15 protein-coding genes are annotated in these 17,755 nt (G+C 41.1%); 8 read left to right on the top strand and 7 right to left on the bottom strand.

From position 1 onward, the window contains the following. Positions 1 to 127 precede the first annotated feature (127 nt). Positions 128 to 736: a hypothetical protein gene (locus H6G86_RS16450; RefSeq protein ID WP_190935201.1), complete on the top strand. Its 609-nt coding sequence runs from the start codon at positions 128 to 130 to the stop codon at positions 734 to 736. A gap of 101 nt (positions 737 to 837) precedes the next feature. Here the strand turns inward: H6G86_RS16450 and H6G86_RS16445 are convergent, their stop codons facing one another. Further along, positions 838 to 1,692, bottom strand: coding sequence for a mechanosensitive ion channel family protein (locus H6G86_RS16445; protein ID WP_190935200.1), 855 nt, complete (start codon positions 1,690 to 1,692; stop codon positions 838 to 840). 261 nt (positions 1,693 to 1,953) lie between these two features. On the opposite strand from H6G86_RS16445, the gene leuB reads away from it, so the two are divergent. From leuB to accD, 4 genes are all read left to right on the top strand, one after another. Beyond that, complete coding sequence (gene leuB, locus H6G86_RS16440) at positions 1,954 to 3,042, top strand: 3-isopropylmalate dehydrogenase (protein ID WP_190935199.1); 1,089 nt, start codon at positions 1,954 to 1,956, stop codon at positions 3,040 to 3,042. Between the two features lie 90 nt (positions 3,043 to 3,132). Continuing rightward, positions 3,133 to 3,393: a hypothetical protein gene (locus H6G86_RS16435; RefSeq protein ID WP_012409327.1), complete on the top strand. Its 261-nt coding sequence runs from the start codon at positions 3,133 to 3,135 to the stop codon at positions 3,391 to 3,393. Between the two features lie 189 nt (positions 3,394 to 3,582). Further along, a complete protein-coding gene (locus H6G86_RS16430; RefSeq protein ID WP_190935198.1) occupies positions 3,583 to 4,473 on the top strand; it encodes a prepilin peptidase in 891 nt (296 codons plus the stop codon). A gap of 528 nt (positions 4,474 to 5,001) precedes the next feature. Then, positions 5,002 to 5,952 carry an acetyl-CoA carboxylase, carboxyltransferase subunit beta gene (gene accD / locus H6G86_RS16425; RefSeq protein WP_163935465.1) on the top strand — a complete coding sequence of 317 codons (951 nt, stop codon included), beginning with the start codon at positions 5,002 to 5,004 and terminating at the stop codon, positions 5,950 to 5,952. Between the two features lie 152 nt (positions 5,953 to 6,104). On the opposite strand, the gene H6G86_RS16420 is transcribed toward accD, so the two are convergent. Continuing rightward, positions 6,105 to 7,526: an MFS transporter gene (locus tag H6G86_RS16420; RefSeq protein ID WP_190935197.1), complete on the bottom strand. Its 1,422-nt coding sequence runs from the start codon at positions 7,524 to 7,526 to the stop codon at positions 6,105 to 6,107. Between the two features lie 200 nt (positions 7,527 to 7,726). Here H6G86_RS16420 and H6G86_RS16415 point away from each other — a divergent pair, with 200 nt between their 5' ends. After that, positions 7,727 to 8,947: an ABC transporter substrate-binding protein gene (locus H6G86_RS16415; RefSeq protein WP_190935255.1), complete on the top strand. Its 1,221-nt coding sequence runs from the start codon at positions 7,727 to 7,729 to the stop codon at positions 8,945 to 8,947. Between the two features lie 16 nt (positions 8,948 to 8,963). Here the strand turns inward: H6G86_RS16415 and H6G86_RS16410 are convergent, their stop codons facing one another. From H6G86_RS16410 to H6G86_RS16395, 4 genes are all read right to left on the bottom strand, one after another. Continuing rightward, on the bottom strand, positions 8,964 to 9,368 hold the full coding sequence (locus H6G86_RS16410; RefSeq protein WP_199338300.1) for a type II toxin-antitoxin system VapC family toxin: 405 nt from the start codon (positions 9,366 to 9,368) through the stop codon (positions 8,964 to 8,966). Then, positions 9,353 to 9,598 (bottom strand): type II toxin-antitoxin system Phd/YefM family antitoxin, encoded by a 246-nt coding sequence (locus H6G86_RS16405; protein WP_242064838.1) that lies wholly within the window; start codon positions 9,596 to 9,598, stop codon positions 9,353 to 9,355. The genes H6G86_RS16410 and H6G86_RS16405 overlap by 16 nt, the downstream gene beginning before the upstream one ends. Before the next feature lie 224 nt (positions 9,599 to 9,822). Then, positions 9,823 to 10,746 (bottom strand): trypsin-like serine peptidase, encoded by a 924-nt coding sequence (locus H6G86_RS16400; protein WP_190935195.1) that lies wholly within the window; start codon positions 10,744 to 10,746, stop codon positions 9,823 to 9,825. A gap of 133 nt (positions 10,747 to 10,879) precedes the next feature. Next, positions 10,880 to 14,002 carry a CHAT domain-containing protein gene (locus H6G86_RS16395; RefSeq protein ID WP_190935194.1) on the bottom strand — a complete coding sequence of 1,041 codons (3,123 nt, stop codon included), beginning with the start codon at positions 14,000 to 14,002 and terminating at the stop codon, positions 10,880 to 10,882. A 268-nt stretch (positions 14,003 to 14,270) separates the two neighbouring features. Between H6G86_RS16395 and H6G86_RS16390 the strand changes: the two genes are divergently transcribed. Together H6G86_RS16390 and H6G86_RS16385 are read left to right on the top strand one after the other, a co-directional pair. Beyond that, positions 14,271 to 14,495, top strand: a complete 225-nt coding sequence (locus H6G86_RS16390; protein ID WP_190935193.1) for a type II toxin-antitoxin system HicB family antitoxin — start codon at positions 14,271 to 14,273, stop codon at positions 14,493 to 14,495. Beyond that, positions 14,488 to 14,730, top strand: coding sequence for a type II toxin-antitoxin system HicA family toxin (locus H6G86_RS16385; RefSeq protein WP_190935192.1), 243 nt, complete (start codon positions 14,488 to 14,490; stop codon positions 14,728 to 14,730). The genes H6G86_RS16390 and H6G86_RS16385 overlap by 8 nt, the downstream gene beginning before the upstream one ends. Before the next feature lie 348 nt (positions 14,731 to 15,078). On the opposite strand, the gene H6G86_RS16380 is transcribed toward H6G86_RS16385, so the two are convergent. Continuing rightward, positions 15,079 to 17,523, bottom strand: a complete 2,445-nt coding sequence (locus H6G86_RS16380) for an ATP-binding protein (RefSeq protein ID WP_190935191.1) — start codon at positions 17,521 to 17,523, stop codon at positions 15,079 to 15,081. Between the last annotated feature and the right edge of the window lie 232 nt (positions 17,524 to 17,755).

Genomic DNA, 17,755 nt, shown 5'->3' with positions numbered 1-17,755 from the left:
GAGTCATGGACATTATTTACCGCTATTTTCACTAAAGTTTTAAACAATACTAATTATTAAGTTTTGCTACTGGGAATACTAAAGCTAGAAATCTCTAGGTCTTTTCAGTTAATCAGGTAAAAGCTGCATGGATTTTGAATCGATTATCAATATGCCTGCTATCGGGCAAGCTATTGCTTATGCTATTGAAGATGGTAGGCAATGGGGACTATCTTTTGCCAACAATTTTTATTGGGTAGGTAATAGAGATAATATTGCAAACCTGATGATAGTAGAGTCAACCGCTTGGTCGGTAGGCAATGGCATTTTCAGTGGATTCATAGGACTAGCCGGAATACCCACTGATATTACGATTACATTGTATTCCAATGTCAAACTAGCATCAGCTCTTTTTGCTCTTTATGGCATTGATACAAGAAGCGAATCTGCACGACTACCAATTTTAGCTGCTGCGGCTGGAGTGAGTGTATCTGAACTGGCTAATCAATTAGGAACTCAAGTAGGATCACAAGCTATTCAAAAAACTTTAATGTCCATCCCTGGGAAAACTTTTGCTGAGATAAACAAAGCTTTGGGAATTAAGTTAATTTCCAAAGCAGGCGAGAAAACTTTAGTCAACGTAGCAACAATGATGCCTTTTATTGGGTCTGCGATCGGTGGTACGGTTAACGGGATAATGATGAATGCTTGCGGACATGGAGTGATTGCCTTTATCAGGGTTTGGAATAGGTCATAATTTAGCAAAAGTAGGTAAGGCTTATGCCCTACCTACTTATTAATTCTTATTCTGCTATTTAGAAAACTTTGCAAATGAAAGCTTGACTTTTTGCTCTACTATCAAGTTATTTCTGATAGTGGTGGGATGACGTTATTAATTGCATGAGCAGATGAACCGTTAACTGTATAACGGTATTCGGGAACTGGATATCCAGCTTCGTTAAAGGTTTCACGGATAGCTTTATTAGTGTCGAAATAAACCTGCCAGTAATGATCATTGTTGCAATAAGGACGTACTGCTAGTACAGGCCCTGCAAAGTTGAAATCCTGAATTTCTACATCCGGCGCTGGATTTTCGAGGACATTAGGAATTTGACTAATTTTCGCTTTTAAAAGTGCGATCGCTTCGTTATGTTTCACATCATGATGGATTTGAGCTACTAGATCAACCCGACGGTAAGGATTGGCAGAATAATTCTGGATATTGTCAGAAAAGATTTTATTATTGGCAACAATTGTCAATACATTATCAGGTGTATTAATACTAGTTGTGAACAGCCCAAGTTCTGTAACTGTGCCTGTGACACCTCCAGCTGTAATGAAATCACCAACTTTGAAGGGTCGAAAAACAATTAAAAATGCGCCTGCTGCAAAGTTTGCTAGTAGTCCTCCCCATGCTGCACCAATTGCAATGCCAGCTGCTGCTAACAATGCGGCAAAGGAAGTTGTTTCAACCCCAAAGAAGCCGAGAATTGCCACAATTAGAACAATTTTCAGCGTTACACCAATGATATTCAGAAGATAGTTAATTAGTGTCGGGTCAATTTGTTGGCTTCGGAAAGCACGTCGTACTAGCTTCAATGCAAAATCAATCAAGCGTTGAGCAATCAGCCATATAAGAATTGCGCCTAAAACTTTAAGTCCAAACAGAGTTAACAGTTGAAGGGCAACTTGACCTATTTGATTAAAATTCATAAAGCATTATTGTGTTTGCGTTTATTAACATAAAAACATACAACTAATTTCAACAAAAAATTCCTATAGATAGTTTTTTTTAATTTTTAGATGAATATATAGCTTATATAGCCGAGTTTTTGCGAGAAGTTCTCATACTTGCTGAGTATCGAAATATTTGCCAGATTACTTCCCCGACTCACAAATAAATTAACAACTCCATTGGTACACTTGCTCGGTATGATATTTAATCTGTAAGCATTTACCTAGTAATAATCAGCTATGACCCAGAACTACCGCATTACTCTACTCCCCGGCGATGGCATTGGCCCTGAAATTATGGCAGTGGCGGTAGATGTGCTGAAAGTCGTAGGGAAGCAATTTGATCTGAAGTTTGAATTCCAAGAAGCACTTATCGGTGGTGCAGCAATTGATGCTACAGGCGAACCTCTACCATCTGCCACTCTAGAAACTTGCCGTAATAGTGATGCTGTATTACTTGCAGCAATTGGTGGTTACAAGTGGGATTCTCTGCCATCAAATTTACGCCCAGAAGCAGGTTTGTTAGGGCTACGCGCAGGTTTGGGATTATTTGCCAATTTGCGCCCAGCGAAAATTTTGCCCCAGCTAATCGATGCCTCGACTTTGAAACGCGAAGTTGTGGAAGGCGTGGATATTATGGTGGTGCGCGAACTCACTGGTGGGATTTACTTCGGTAAACCTAAAGGGATTTTTGCCACAGAAACTGGTGAAAAACGCGGTGTCAATACAATGGTTTACACCGAATCAGAAATTGAGCGCATTGGGCGAGTAGCCTTTGATGCGGCTAGAAAACGCGGCGGAAAACTTTGTTCGGTAGATAAGGCGAACGTACTAGAAGTATCTCAGTTGTGGCGCGATCGCATCACCCAACTTTCTGAGGAGTATCCAGATATCGAACTCTCTCATTTATATGTAGATAATGCTGCTATGCAGTTAGTACGCGCTCCCAAGCAGTTCGACACCATAGTTACAGGCAATTTGTTTGGCGATATTCTCTCTGATGCTGCTGCCATGCTTACCGGTAGTATTGGGATGTTACCCTCAGCGAGTTTGGGTGCTTCTGGGCCTGGTGTGTTTGAACCCGTTCATGGTTCAGCCCCAGATATTGCTGGACAGGATAAGGCCAATCCTCTAGCACAGGTTTTGAGTGCGGCGATGATGCTACGCTACGCCTTAGATCAACCAAAAGCGGCAGATCATATCGAACAAGCTGTATTGCAAGTTTTAGAACAAGGCGATCGCACTGGGGATATAATTTCTCCAGGAAAAAACCTCCTTGGTTGCCGCGCTATGGGAGACTCACTCATTAAGGCTCTCGAACAAAAATAATTTTAAAGTGCAACCTGGCCAATTTGGCAACCTTTGCTATAAGTTTCGGGTAGACTAAAGGGAAATCTAGCAATCAAATAACAGTCGATAGTGTACGCATTACGACAGAATCCAGTAAATTTCACCGCCCCAAAGAACCAATCGCCTTTGATTGATCCTGCTGTAATCAGAGCTGCTGGGCAGATATACTATACTCACTGTGAAGTTCATCCCGAAATCGCTGGGCAACCTTCCGGTGTAGCAATTAATCGTGTTAATCATCGAGGTAAGGTTATTTTTACTAACCAACCAGTTCTTTTACCTCAAGAGTGTTTTGTACCCTTAAGTCAAATTGAATCACATATCTATTAGTCATTAGTCATTAGTTATTAGTTATTAGTCATTAGTCACTTGTACTGAGCGTAGTCGAAGTATTGGTCAGTGGTCATTAGTCATTAGTCATTAGTTCTCGACAAAGGACAAAGGACAAATGACTAATGACAAAAGACAAAAGATAAACGACAAATGACACAGAACTAATGACAAAGGACTAATGACTGTATGGACATTTTGTTCGCTATTTTAGCGAGTGTAATGGTCTTTGCTTTGGGTGCATCTATTGGCAGTTTTCTCAACGTTATTGTTTATCGGCTACCTGCTGGGTTGTCAATTCTTTGGCCGCCTTCTCGTTGTCCTAAATGCTTAAACCAGCTAAAAGCTTACGACAATGTACCAGTATTTGGCTGGATTTCATTAAGAGGGCGGTGTCGATATTGCAAAAGCAAAATTTCTGTCCGTTATCCCGTGGTAGAAGGGGTGACGGGCATAATTTTTTTGCTGGTTTTTTCAGTATTTCAAGTTTCGACTTTCACAATAGGCTATTGGGCTTTTTGTAGTTGGTTATTGGCACTATCGCTGATTGACCTAGATACAATGACCTTACCTAATCCACTTACTCAGTCGGGTTTAGTGGTAGGAATTTTATTCCAAATGGTGATTGGTTATCTACCAGAAGGAAGTTCTGTGGCGTTGGTAAATCACCTTATGATGGCCATAGTAGGTGCAGTCTTGGGCTTATGGCTATTTGATGCGATCGCCCTATTGGGTTCAATTGCCTTTGGGAAAACTGCAATGGGTGCAGGTGATGCCAAGTTAGCAGCCATGATGGGAGCCTGGTTAGGCTGGAAATATTTGCTCTTAGCTAGTTTTATTGCCTGTGCGCTGGGAGCCTTAATTGGCAGTAGTGTTATTATGCATAAACGGATACTCCTAGGTCGAAGCAAGCTACGCGCAGCGTCTGGTAGAGAAGCCCCTAATGAAGAGACATCGACACACAGGTTAGGACAAAAGATGCCTTTTGGCCCTTTTCTCGCTTTAGGATCTCTGATTACCCTGTTTAGCGGCGAAGCAATTTTGTCTACCTATCTGCGGTTATTTTTTCCAGCATCTTGAATTGCAGTCGCGAGTATGGAGAGAAGGGGGATAAGAGGAGTAACCTATATCGAATGCCCTTTCATAAGAAAAATTTATAATTCGTGACTGTAACCAACATTACCCCATCGCCCCTTCATGTTTTGATAAGATTCTGCTTGTGACTTGTATTACCCTCTTGATGACGATTAACCGTTAGCAAGCACAACTATTGCAGCAGATGCTGATCGTTCATAACCTAGCAATACGAATCATTGATTTGGGTGGGAGAGGGAGAGCATCTTATTTGGAGGTTGGTATTCTCATGGCTTTGTCAGTACGTCAATATAATTAAGTCTGCTGAAAATAAAGAGCAGGAGACTTGTATTGGTATAAGTATTTTCGTTAAGCTGGCAACCAAAGATGAAAATTAAGGTCTGAATTGCTTAAAAGCGTAGTTTGACGATGTAGTAATTAGTCATTAGTAAAAAAAAATGACTCATGACTAAGGACAACCCAATACGGTTTGACATGTTTTCGACCTCATACCCACTTAAAATAAAATAAAAAATGGCTAACAACGAAGAATCACGTGGTTTAAAGTCTCTATTTGATTGGTTTGCAAATCGACGGAAATCAGGATCTACCAGCCTGGAACGCCAAGAACGTGAAATTGCTGATGGATTGTGGCACAAATGCTCTAAGTGTGGCGTATTGGCATACACAAAAGACCTGAAAGCCAATCAAATGGTTTGTATCGAATGTGGTCATCATAATCGTGTAGATAGCGATGAGCGCATTCGCCAATTGATAGATAACAATACCTGGAAACCTCTAGACGAGCATTTGCGTCCAACCGATCCGCTAGAATTTCGCGATCGCAAACTCTACAGCGATCGCCTGCGGGAAACACAAGATAAAATTGGCTTAATAGACGCAGTTAACACTGGTTTAGGTCAAATCAATGGTTTGCCCATTGCCCTTGGGGTTATGGATTTCCGCTTCATGGGTGGTAGTATGGGTTCGGTTGTGGGAGAAAAACTCACCCGGATGATTGAGCAAGCCACTCAACGGCGGTATCCTGTAGTGATTATCTGCACCTCCGGCGGCGCGAGAATGCAAGAAGGAATGCTTTCCCTGATGCAGATGGCGAAAATCTCCGCAGCCCTACAGCGTCATAAAGACGCGCGACTATTATATATTCCCGTTTTGACCAATCCCACAACGGGCGGCGTTACCGCAAGTTTTGCAATGTTGGGCGATATCATTTTGGCAGAACCCAAAGCAACCATTGGTTTTGCCGGTCGGCGAGTGATTGAGCAAACCCTACGAGAAAAACTCCCCGAAAATTTTCAGACTGCTGAAGATTTGCTCCAGCATGGTTTTGTTGACGATATCGTACCCCGCACTCAATTAAAGACCACCCTAGCCCAGCTGATTGCTCTACACCAGCCTGTACTAACACCACCTCACATGGTGTTGTGGGAAACAATGTCCTTAACTTCTACCGCCGCAGAATAGAACATGGGGAATGGGGAATGGGGAATTGGGAAGAGGACAAGGGGACAAGGAGAATTGGGGACAAGGGGAAAGACTTGTTTCAAGTTCTCACCTCTTGTCCCCTTGTCCCCTTGTCCCCCTGCCCCCTGCCCCCCTGCCTCTTTTCCCCTCCCTCATCCTCTCTCCGGCTCTTTGACAAAAACGAGTGGAAGAAGTGCTGCTAGTCGAAATAGACTAGAGAGGGCAAACAACCCTACCAAGCCTCCAAACTGAGCAAATTGGACGATGAAGCTGCCTATAGTTGCGCCTAAAGCACCACTTCCGCCAGCAACGGCAGCTGCGATCGCAAAATAGATAGACTGATTTTTAATTGGTGCGATCGCCAATTGTATATTGTTACTACACAAATCAATTGCCGCCCATGTACCTCCAGCCAAGATGTGTAACAGAGGTAGCCACAACCAAATATCAAAGCGATTAGCACCAATCCCCAGCCATAGTAGTGGTGTAGCTGCAACCAAAATTCCAATACAGATGAGGATGGGACGATTGCCTATTTTATCTGCTAATTTTCCCCATAAAATCAGCATTAGCAAAGTCGCCCCCGCCTGAAGGCTGTTGTAGATAGTCACGTAACTGACATCCAAATCCAGCGTGTCCAGCATATAGAGGTTAAAAAAAGGAGCGCTGAGGTTCACAGCAAGATTCCAGAAGCTGAAATACAGCAAAAATCTTAAAAAGTTAGAGTTTTTCCAAACACTATTAGTTAATTGGTTTTGTAGTGGATGAATTGATTGAGCGACTTCAGAAGATTCATCTTTTGCAACCTCTGGCTGAATCTCACTTGTTTGAATTGAATTGCCATAATAACTATTTTGCGATCGGGGATTCATATCCACTTGGAAATACTGACACCCCAATCCCGCAATTCCAAGCACAATGCTTATCAGCAGAACCACCCCATAGCCTTGTATAGTTCCACCATACCAATGTGATACAGCTAAACCAGCCATTGGTACGCAAACTAAATTGGTGAGATTAGCGGCACTATTGCGTGTCCCAAAATACCTGCCTCGCAATCGTCGGGGAACTATCATTGCAACCCAACTTAGCCACGATGCGGTTCCTAGTCCTCCCAAAAGATTGCTGAATAGGACAATCAAAAGTGTTAATATTACCAATTCGTGAGTATTAATCACTCCCAAGCTTACGCCTACAATACCGATTACTAGAGCCAGCCATAGCAGCCGACCAATTCCGTGTGTCCAAAGAGAATATTGAAAGCGGCTGGTGCTACGTTCAGACAAGTAAGCACCCAACGGTTGAATCAGATTGACCAACATGGGGATAGAGCAAAGCATCCCAAAGACTACTGGACTAGCACCCAATTCCACCAAGAAATTGCTGAGTAAAATCCCGCCAGTTCCAAGAGAGTAAACCGCCGCTAAGACAGAATCCGCAGTGGAGGCTTTTAAACTTGTGCGAATGGCATCCTTGGGAATTCGAGAGGTTGGAGAAAGTGCTGTTGGTGGTAAAGAAATCTGGGGAATTTCCAGAGTCAGTGGCGTAGTTGTTTCAACCTGAACGGAATCCATAATGTATGTTTATGAGTAAAGCATCCTGATATAAATCCGGTTGTCGAAGAACTCAGTATGCTTTTATTAGCATTTTTAATAAGTTTTCGTTATTCTAGCTTGCAATTTTCAACAAAAATTTTGGATAAGTAAATATCACTCCTTAGTAACAGAAGGTACAAGTGATCAAACAAAGATTGTTTAGTTTTTTGGGATTGGTAATGGCGATCGCGATCGCCATTATTGCTTGTCAAAGTCTACAATTACCAAGCAAACCCTTAGCATCTACCGCAGTTAGTATCAAACTTAGTGGCTGGGGAGGTTCTCCTGTTGAGCAAAAACTCTTGAGACAGGTATTGCGAGAGTTTGAGATACAACATCCAACTATTAAGGTCAAATATGAGGTAATTTCCGACCAATACATGGATGTAATCAAAACTCGTTTAGTTGGGGAAGCTGCACCCGATGTCTTTTATCTTGATGCGCTAGAAGCTCCTTTCTTGATGAGTCAGAATGTCCTAGAACCATTAGAAAGTTACATTACCCCCGAATTTGAACTAACGGATTTTGAAGATACTCTACTCGATAGTTTCAAATATCAGAATCATATTTATGGTCTTCCCAAAGACTATTCTACCCTTGCCCTGTTTTATAACAAAAAAGCATTCGCCGCCGCAGGGTTGAGCAATCCACCGACTACTTGGGATGAATTACGTAACTACTCGAAACAATTGACAGGCAAACTTAACAAATACGGCTTTGGGGAAATTCCCGAATTGGCGCGTCAGGCTTACAAAATTAAAGCCTTTGGTGGGCAACTCATCGATCAAAATGGTTATGCTACCTTTGCGAGTGAAGCAGGTTTAAAGGGTTTAGAGTTAGTAGTAGACCAGTATCAAAAAGACCGCTCCTCTGCCCAAAAATCTGATGTCGGGACAAACTCAGGTAGTGAAATGTTTGGTCAGAGTAAAGTGGCAATGGTAATTGAGGGTAATTGGGCAATTCCTTATTTAACTGAAACCTTTCCTCAAGTAGAGTTTGCTACTGCACCAGTGCCTACCATTAATGACAAAAAAGGCACGATGGTCTTTACAGTTGCTTACGTGATGAATAATCTTGCACAGCACAAAGCCGAAGCCTGGGAGTTGATTTCTTATCTCACGGGCAAAGAAGGAATGCAAAAGTGGACAGGAACAGGGTTTGCTTTGCCAACACGTAAATCAGTGGCAAAGAATTTGGGCTACGACCAAGATGCACTGCGATCGCCATTAGTGGCGGGAGTAGATTATGCTACACCGTGGCAGGTGGGTAAATATCCAGGTGCGATCGTGAATAACTTTGAGAACCAGTTTATCAGCGCCTTGTTGGGGCAACAACCATTAAAGCAAGCGATGATGAAGGCACAGAATGAAGCTAATCAGCAAATTAAAGCGATGGATTAAACAATCTTTCTTACCTTCACCAAATCACTTCTGGGTAGAAGTTTGCTATCTCTTGATCAGATGTAATTATTGCAGCTTGATTACTTCTGGCTAGTGCGACGACAACTCGATCTACTGGATCTCGATGACCCCATTCTAAATTGGCACTTTCCATCCAAATATTTTCATCAATGGGTACAATCTGAACAGTACTAGACTTTTTCAGCGTTACTACGTACTCGTTAAGATTGACTCCTAAATCTAGTTTTTTATTTTTGATTTTTAAAGCAATTTCCCATATAGCTATAGACGGAACAAGACCATTTTTATCCCTTTCCATCTGGTTGCACGCTTCTTTAGCTTGTTCAGAAAGTTTGGCTGGATCTAAACTCCACCAGATTAAGGCACAAGTGTCAAGGACTATCTTCACAATTGTGGCCATTCCTCAGTTGTTGGTGTAGTTAAATCCTCAAAGTACTTCACTTTACCGCGCATTTCTCCAAATAACTCCTCTGTTGAAGGTGTTTGCGCGTATTTGGAAATTTTCACGACTGGCTTACCGCGATCGGTAACTACAATTTCTTCTCCCTCTGACTCTACAAGTCGTAAGAACTCAAGAAGTTGAGATTTGAGTTTACTTTTGGAAATTGATTTCATAATAACCATAGTCATGACTATAGTCATATTTTAATCGGACATACAGCAGTTCTAAGATCATTTCTAAAAATAAATTAAAAAAATTGACTATTTATTAGGCTTGGTAAGCTAAACCACATCTGGTTAGCATATTTACAGTTTATATAACTGTTGCAAGGTGGGTAGCATTCGACTGAGCGCTCACGGCGAAGTCTTCCCCGCTCTAATTATGCAAGTTAAATGTGGAACAGCTTATTTCCTTAATTCCCTTGCAACCACTCATCCAAGTGAGACATTTCCACCGCACGGTTCAACAGCAATCCATTCACTTCGTTTGAGCCGGAGTGGAGGGCGAAAATATAATATTTGCCGTTTATATTACTGATAATTGCACCTCCAGAAGCACCGTGATTAGTATCACAGTTGTGGTACAACAAATTATCCTGACGGCGGAGGATGCTGCATTTCAGGTGAACGCCAGCAGTCATACTTTCACCGGCAGTTAGATTTTCATAACCTTTTTTCTTAGGGTTGGGAAAATCACCAGAATAACCTACCAAAGCGAACTTTTTCGTATCGCCAACCAAACGAGAAGATGGTAGAGATTTCCAGCCTAAATAACCATATTTTTTACCGATAGGCTTGTTAAGTTTCAAAATCGCCCAATCATTTGCATAATCAGCTAAATTGCCATTTTTAAAGTCTGTGCCGTAATGAACATTAGTGGCGTAAGCTACATCATTTTTACTTTTGACGACACCATTAACTAAGTTTGGCTCAAAGGCGATCGCTTGACTAACTTTTCTGGTTTCCGGGTTAACGACACAGTGAGCATTTGTCAAAACCACATCTTCAGCAATCAAGGTTCCCGTGCAACTGTAACTGCCACCATCAGCACCTATCCCCTCGATTTTACCAATGGCTGACCAAGGGTAGTCTCTGCTAGTCATGGGAATACGGTCATCCTTTGAACCAATAATTGCTCGTTCTCCGGGGAGTTTTTCTTTCTGATTTAGCACCGAAGGCTCCCCTTTTCCTTCTAGTTTAAATTCTCCGGGATTTTCAACTTTGGTAAACTTGGGTGGGGTTTGTGGTTCGGCTGAAACTGAAGCCCAAATCCCCAAAGTTCCTACCCCAATTGTTGCCAGAAAAATAAATTGTCTGGATGTAAATATATTTTTCATGAGAAATCACTCCTGATAAATTTTGAGATGGAAATTTAAACGCAAAGGGGCGCAAAGGGAAGCGCAAAGGTACGCGGAGTATACGATGCTTAATTACGAATTACGAATTACGAATTACGAATTACGAATTATTTCACCGCCACTCACCCAGCAGGGTAAAAGCCGACCAAGAATAGGGGTTACGCCACTTTTCTTGTTCCCACATTTTGAGTTGTGCGGCTCTGAGGGCAGCAGCCGGAGTTTTCCCTTGTTGCAACATTTGGCTGTAAAATTGGCTCATCAATAAAGATGTTGCTTCATCATCAACACTCCATAAAGACACGACCACCCGCGCTGCACCTGCATACATTAATCCTCTTGTCAACCCCACTAGCCCTTCTCCTTTAACTTCTTTACCCAGCCCAGTTTCGCAGGCACTCAGCACCACCAACTCCGCCGGCAAGTTGAGGTTAAAGATATCGGTAAGGCGCAAAAAGCCTCTTTGGGACTTACCTTGTTTATCTATCAGAGAAAGGACAATTCCTGATAACTCTGGGTCAGTGCTGTCTAGAAAACCGTGGGTAGCAAAATGCAGCATCTTGTATTGACTCAGTTGCTTATTGGTAGCCCAGTTGTAGTTAGCATCAAAACCAAAGGCTTGGATGTTCTCTGAGGGTGAGACAAGTTTGAGAATCTCTCGCGCTTCTTCTTCTGTGCCTTCGAGTCTTTGAATTTCGCTGCGGTTGATATTTCTCATAGACCGCTTCAGGGCAGAGTTTTCTAGTTCCTGGTCAATGTTATTATTAGCAACCTTGGAAGATTTACCAGTTACTCGCTCATCGTTAGCGCTAAACACTGGGTCTGCAAGGATGGCGAGGGTTTTCGGTGCTTTTGTGCGCCCTTTGATTTGTTTCCTGAGAATGGCAATGGTGGAAGCGGAAGGTAGACTGATAATTTCATGGTTGACTACCAATGGTTGATAATCTGACCCATCCGCCGATTTGGTTGATGTAGTTAATGCCGCAAAGGGAATGTATTGTAAAGCATCATCACCAACAATTACTAGGCGTTTTTTCCCCAACTTATCAGCAACAGGTACGAGGATAAGTTGACTCAGTTCATTAGCAGCTTTAGCCGTTTCTTCTGGGGAAACTCCCTGCATCCCCGGATTTTTTAAGTAATTGTTGTATAAATTCTTGGCTGCTTTGTCTATCTTTTCACGTCCTGGGAGTTCATAGCTAGAGAGTGAGTCGGGTGTGACAGCCCAAAGATAGCTACGTTCTTCACCTAAAGAATATTGCAATAGCAGTGTGTCTTTATCTAGTTGTTGCTGAATTTCTTTGAGAGTCAGAGGTTGGGGATATATTAAATCGGCATACTCTGGGTTTTTGGCGCGGATTTGTATCTGAAGTTCTCGCTGTTGTTGGAGTATGTCTTCGATTTGTTGTTTGGTGTTGGTTAAAAGTTGTTCTGGGGTTTCTTTTTTAGATGATAGTTCTGATAATAATTTTTCCTTAGCATTGATTTGCCATTGTAGACGGCGTTCTTCTGCTAAAAGTGTTGGGTCAATGCCTTTTTTGATATCTATATTTGCTTCGGTTAGTAGTTCAATTAGACCACGTGCGCGGGAGCGATCGCTAACTTCCAGTGCCAAAGCATCGTATCCTTTTGATGGGTCTTTTTTGTGCAGTTCCATCAGCAGGTCGGTGTAGAACTTGTAGTAGTCTTGGACTGAGGCAAAGTAAGAAGCGCGTAGTTCTTTGTCAGCTATTTTGGTGCGTAAATCTTCAATGATTTCAATAGCTGCTTGAATCTGTGTTTGGGCTTGTTGTAAATTACCCTGACTGCGTTCTAGGAAAGCCATATTAAAAAGAGTGTTGGCTTCCCCTCCCCTGTCCCCCACTGCACGGTATATGGGTAAAGCTTGGTTGTAATATTTGAGCGCTTCTTGCTTTTCTCCTAATGAATCGTAGACTAGGCCAATATTGTTGAGGGTGGCGGCTTCCCCTCCCCTGTTCCCCACTGCACGACTTATGAGTAAAGCTTGGTTGTAGTATTTTAGCGCTTCTTGCTTTTCTCCTAAATCAGAGTAGACACTACCAATATTGTTGAGGGTGATAGCTTCCCTTCCTCTGTCTCCCACTGAACGACTTATGGGTAAAGCTTGGTTGTAGTATTTGAGCGCTTCTTGCTTTTCTCCTAATGAGTTGTAGACACTACCAATACCAAGGAGGGTGTCAGCTTCATTTACCCTGTCCCCGACTGCACGACTTATGGGTAAAGCTTGGCTATAGTATTTTAGCGCTTCTTGCTTTTCTCCTAATGAGTTGTAGACACTACCAATCCTGCTGAGGGTACTGGCTTCATTTACCCTGTCCCCGACTGCACGACTTATGGGTAAAGCTTGGCTATAGTATTTGAGCGCTTCTTGCTTTTCTCCTAATGAGTTGTAGACACTACCAATATTGCTGAGGGTACTGGCTTCTCCTCTCCTGTCCCCAGCTGCACCGCTTAGGGGTAAAGCTTGGTTGTAGTATTTTAGCGCTTCTTGCTTTTCTCCTAAATCAGAGTAGACACCACCAATATTGTTGAGGGTGGTGGCTTCTCCTCCTCTGTCCCCGACTGCACGGCTTATGGGCAAAGCTTGGTTGTAGTATTTTAGCGCTTCTTGCTTTTCTCCTAATGAGTCGTAGACAACACCAATATCGTTGAGGATTCTGGCTTCTCTCCCTCTGTCCCCGACTGCACGACTTATGGGTAAAGCTTGATTGTGGTATTTTAGCGCTTCTTGATTTTCTCCTAATGAGTTGTAGACTTTGCCAATATTGTTGAGGATGGCGGCTTCTCCTCCCGTGTCCCCCACTGCACGGCTTATGGGTAAAGCTTGGTTGTAGTATTTTAGCGCTTCTTGCTTTTCTCCTAATGAGTCGTAGACATCGCCAATATTGTTGAGAGTGATGGCTTCCGAGCGTTTATCATCAACTTGTTGCCAAAGCTTCAGCGCTTCTTGCCATTTCCCGATCGCCTCTCGCAGTGATTCTGCTGTCCCTTGTTGATAAAGCTGCATCCCCTCTTGATAAACCCGTTCCGCAGCAGCGCGAGTGGCATTTTGTTGAGTGGTTTCTGGCTGCTGTGCTATCTGCAACCCTTGGTTTCTCGGTGTTGCCCCCACAGCATCAGCAAGCATTATCGCACTTAGCAATAAAGTTAAACTGTAGCGGGTCAATTTTGGTAGAAAACACCAGCAAACTCGTTGAGACTTTGCACTTCTCTTCATTCTTTAGCCTCACAACCTCAATCAGTGATTATTTACAGCCCTATCCCGTCGGCATCAATTCCGATTATTAGTAAATTATTTAATTGTCGCCAGTAATATTGCTGAAACTTTATGTTGATTTTACGGTTGAGGTTTAAGGGTTGCAGTTGTGGTTACTGTTTTTGTAACGAATTCATCGGTAAACGCTGATTTTCTCGTCCTGATGTTTCCTAACAAGAAGGGGATGAGAGGTGATAATAGTTATTGAACGAGTAAAGGTAACTTTGATATGTCGTATAAAGTTAGCATTGTTATCGAAAAAGATGAATATGGATATTATGCTTATTGTCCTGAACTTCCTGGTTGTCAATCTCAAGGTGATTCCCTAGAAGAAGTACAGGCAAATATTAAAGAAGCAGTTGAGCTTTATATAGAAACCTTGTCAAATTCAGAAAAACAGGCGCTTCAGAACAAGGAAACATTCACAATAACCTTGGAGGTAAAAGTTGCCTAAGCTGCCACGTTTGACTGCAACAGAAGCTGAAAAACTTTTATTAGATGTAGGCTTTATTCAAATTAGAAGCAAAGGAAGTCACAGAATTTATTTTCGAGAAGAAGTGAGAGTAGTGATTCCTTTTCATTCAGGAAAAATATTGCACCCAAAAATAGTTAAACAGGTTCTACAAGCCATTGAAATTTCTGAGAATGAAGCAACAGCAAAAGAAGTAATACCTGAGACTGATGAATAAAAATACCATCCCCTAAGCGTAATGGGCGGTTAGAAACCGCGTCTACACAAACAAAAGCTACCGATCCTGGGTTTCAAAACCTTAATTTGACCTTAGTCCGCGCAGGCGGACAAAAGCCTGTGTAGCCGCGTACTCCTACGGAGAAGTAAGCTACGCGTAGCGTGCCGGAGGCTCTATTCCATTTGCCAAGGCAAAAGTAGACACGTATGAGATGCGATCGCCTATTACGAAACTGAGTTTAAATGGAGAGTGGGAAGCGATCGCATAATTGAGTATATTTATTTCAGCACTAAAAAAATAGCGATGTCTACGACGGGCTACGCCTACGCCATTTTTATTGAGCTATTGCTAATACAAAGCCCATTCTAATTTCAGAGTTTCTAGTTTAGGATTTTTCACACTCATTCTTTTACACTCTTCCATAAACTCCTTGACTTGTTCTTGGTTAAGACTTAAACCACCATCTTGTAAATTATTGATGTAAGTAATCACATCTGAAGTTGTTAAAGCTGAACTTATTTCTTCTAAAAGAATAGCATTTTTAACTTCCCGACAAACTAACTCGATATCTGATGACGTAAACTTCATACTTTTCTCTGCCAGAATTTCAAAGTTAACTAACTGATTCATATCAATTTTTGACAGGTAGTGTATGAATAACTCTATTCTTTCTGTTTGAGACGGTGGAAAGATAGGAATCTTCCAATCCAATCTACCAGAACGTTTCAACGCACTATCTATACCACTCAAATAATTAGTAGCAGCTATTACAATCACGTCACTATTTTGAAGATTATTCAGTTCGATGAGTAATTGATTAATAGTTGCTTTTTGGTCTGTGTGGGCGTTGTCTTCGTTACGATTAAACCCAATACTGTCTAACTCATCAATAAATAAAACTGAAGGAGCTTTTTTCTTAGCTTGAGCAAAGATATCTCGAATATTTTTTTGACTTTGACCTATCCAAACACTGACAATATCAGCAGGAGAGAATTTGAAAAAATATCTGCCAGACTCATTAGCAAAAGCATTTGCCAGTAGAGTTTTACCGCATCCAGGTAATCCATAGAAAAGAATTCCACCAATTGAACCCTTGTGTCCCTTAGATTGCAACTTGAGAAGTTTATTTAGTTTTTCTTTTTCTTCGTTTAAACCTTTTACTTGGCTAAAATCAAGCTTAAATTCTTTAACGCGGTTAGTAACTGGATATGCCTGTAATAAACTAGGTTTTTTAACCCCATACTCAAAAGATGGATATTCAATAGAATCAAATGATACTGGGACTAATTGGTGTTTTTCATAATCAGGAGCCATGATTACAACCTGGAAGCGATCGCCATAATATCCAGATAACTTATATTCTAATATTTCCTTAGCCTTTTTTAGTTGGTAATAGTTGCGGGCAATCTCAAAACCGGGAATTACCAACCAAAGACTTTCTAGCTTATTTGGCCATACTTTTGATTTTCTCAAAACTCTTTTAAGGGGATCTAAGAAGAGATTATTATCCTGAAATTCTTGGTATTTGAGAGTTTCTATCTCAACTACCACCTGATTTTTTACATAGACTTCTATGATTTCACTTTGGTACTCTTCGTCATCTGATGTATCTTCATCTGGTGTTTCCTCATCCCTAGAAGTCAACTCAACTTCACAGCCAATATTAGACAATTCATATCCTAGACTTTCTAAGGTTTTAATAGCAAAATACTTGAGATAAATATATTCTTTACTTTCCTGTTGCCACTTCAGACTGTAAAAATGTTCTGGTTTTATCTTCAATAATAACTGTGATTCAGCCTGGATTTGAGCTTTTTGCAAATCTACAAAATAATCTCGCAAAGATGCATCATCTTCCTCTATTTGATAATATGGAAGTTCCAGCAGGAGACGAAAATGAGCATATACTTCTTCTTTATGCTCAAGAGAGGCTTCATTTGGGTATTTACATCTGAGAGTAAAAGTAAAAGGAATTTTACTGGCAACTCTATCTACCAAGTATCCTAAAGCATCTTCTTGCTGATGAGCTTGGATTTCTAATACTGATGGACAATGAAATAATATAAAAAACTGTTCAGAATTATATTTATTGGCAGATAGAGATATCTGTTCAAACTGCTGATCGAACTTTTCCGAATCAAGCAACTCTAAACCAGTATTACCAAGTATAATACTGGTCATAGTTGAGCGATAAAACTGAAAAATGCTAGCATCAGAAATAGAATTTTCTTGTTCATCATCACAATCTTGATCTGAGGCAAGACTTGTAGGAATTTTTCTAGTAGCAGATTTTGGAGTACTACTATATCCTCCGTATTGATATTTTCTAATTAATTCATAATTAAAGATTTTGACAACAATATCAGAGAAGAAATCTTCTACTTGGGGAATCAAAAAAATACCTACTGGCTGGTGAGAATCTAAACATGCTTGAAATCGTTCATATTCTTGTTCAGACCCAAAATCAAATAAGTAGTAGAAAAAATCATGTTTGACTGAGATTGCCTCTTGTAGTTTGACTGAAATTGATTTAGATTCAGCTACTTTATTGATTGCTTCTACACCTTTAATAGAAATAGCAATTTTTGTGTCTAGCGGAATATACAAATCCAAGCAAGGATTTGCACAAAGTCCCAATTCATCAAGAGCAGTATTAAAATTATCTATGAATGATTGACTTCTACGCTGGTAGCCAAACTGTTCTATGATAGTTTTTACCCGTAGGCTTTTTTGAGTTTTATCAGTTCTCTGGAGTTCACTTTTAATCGAACGTAAGTAGGCTGTATATGACATTTTGTGTCCTCTTGCTTGAGTCGGGTTAATTAGCATCTCCAAGGAAGCTAGATATATAGTTCCCTAAATTACATAAGCAGCTAACTAATACAACCGATATCTCGTAAATCGCCGTTTTGCGTCTAGGCTTTCCAAAAATAGAAACTTAATTTAATGAGGTTAAATATTTTTTTACAGGAGTAGGATCAATAATCATGCACAACCCATCGCTACAGCCGGGTTAGTGCGAGAT

The organism is Nostoc sp. FACHB-133, assembly GCF_014698055.1.
Classification (GTDB): domain Bacteria; phylum Cyanobacteriota; class Cyanobacteriia; order Cyanobacteriales; family Nostocaceae; genus Nostoc.
Note: the sequence above shows the minus strand (reverse complement) of the source record. Positions and strands in the feature narration are given on the sequence as shown.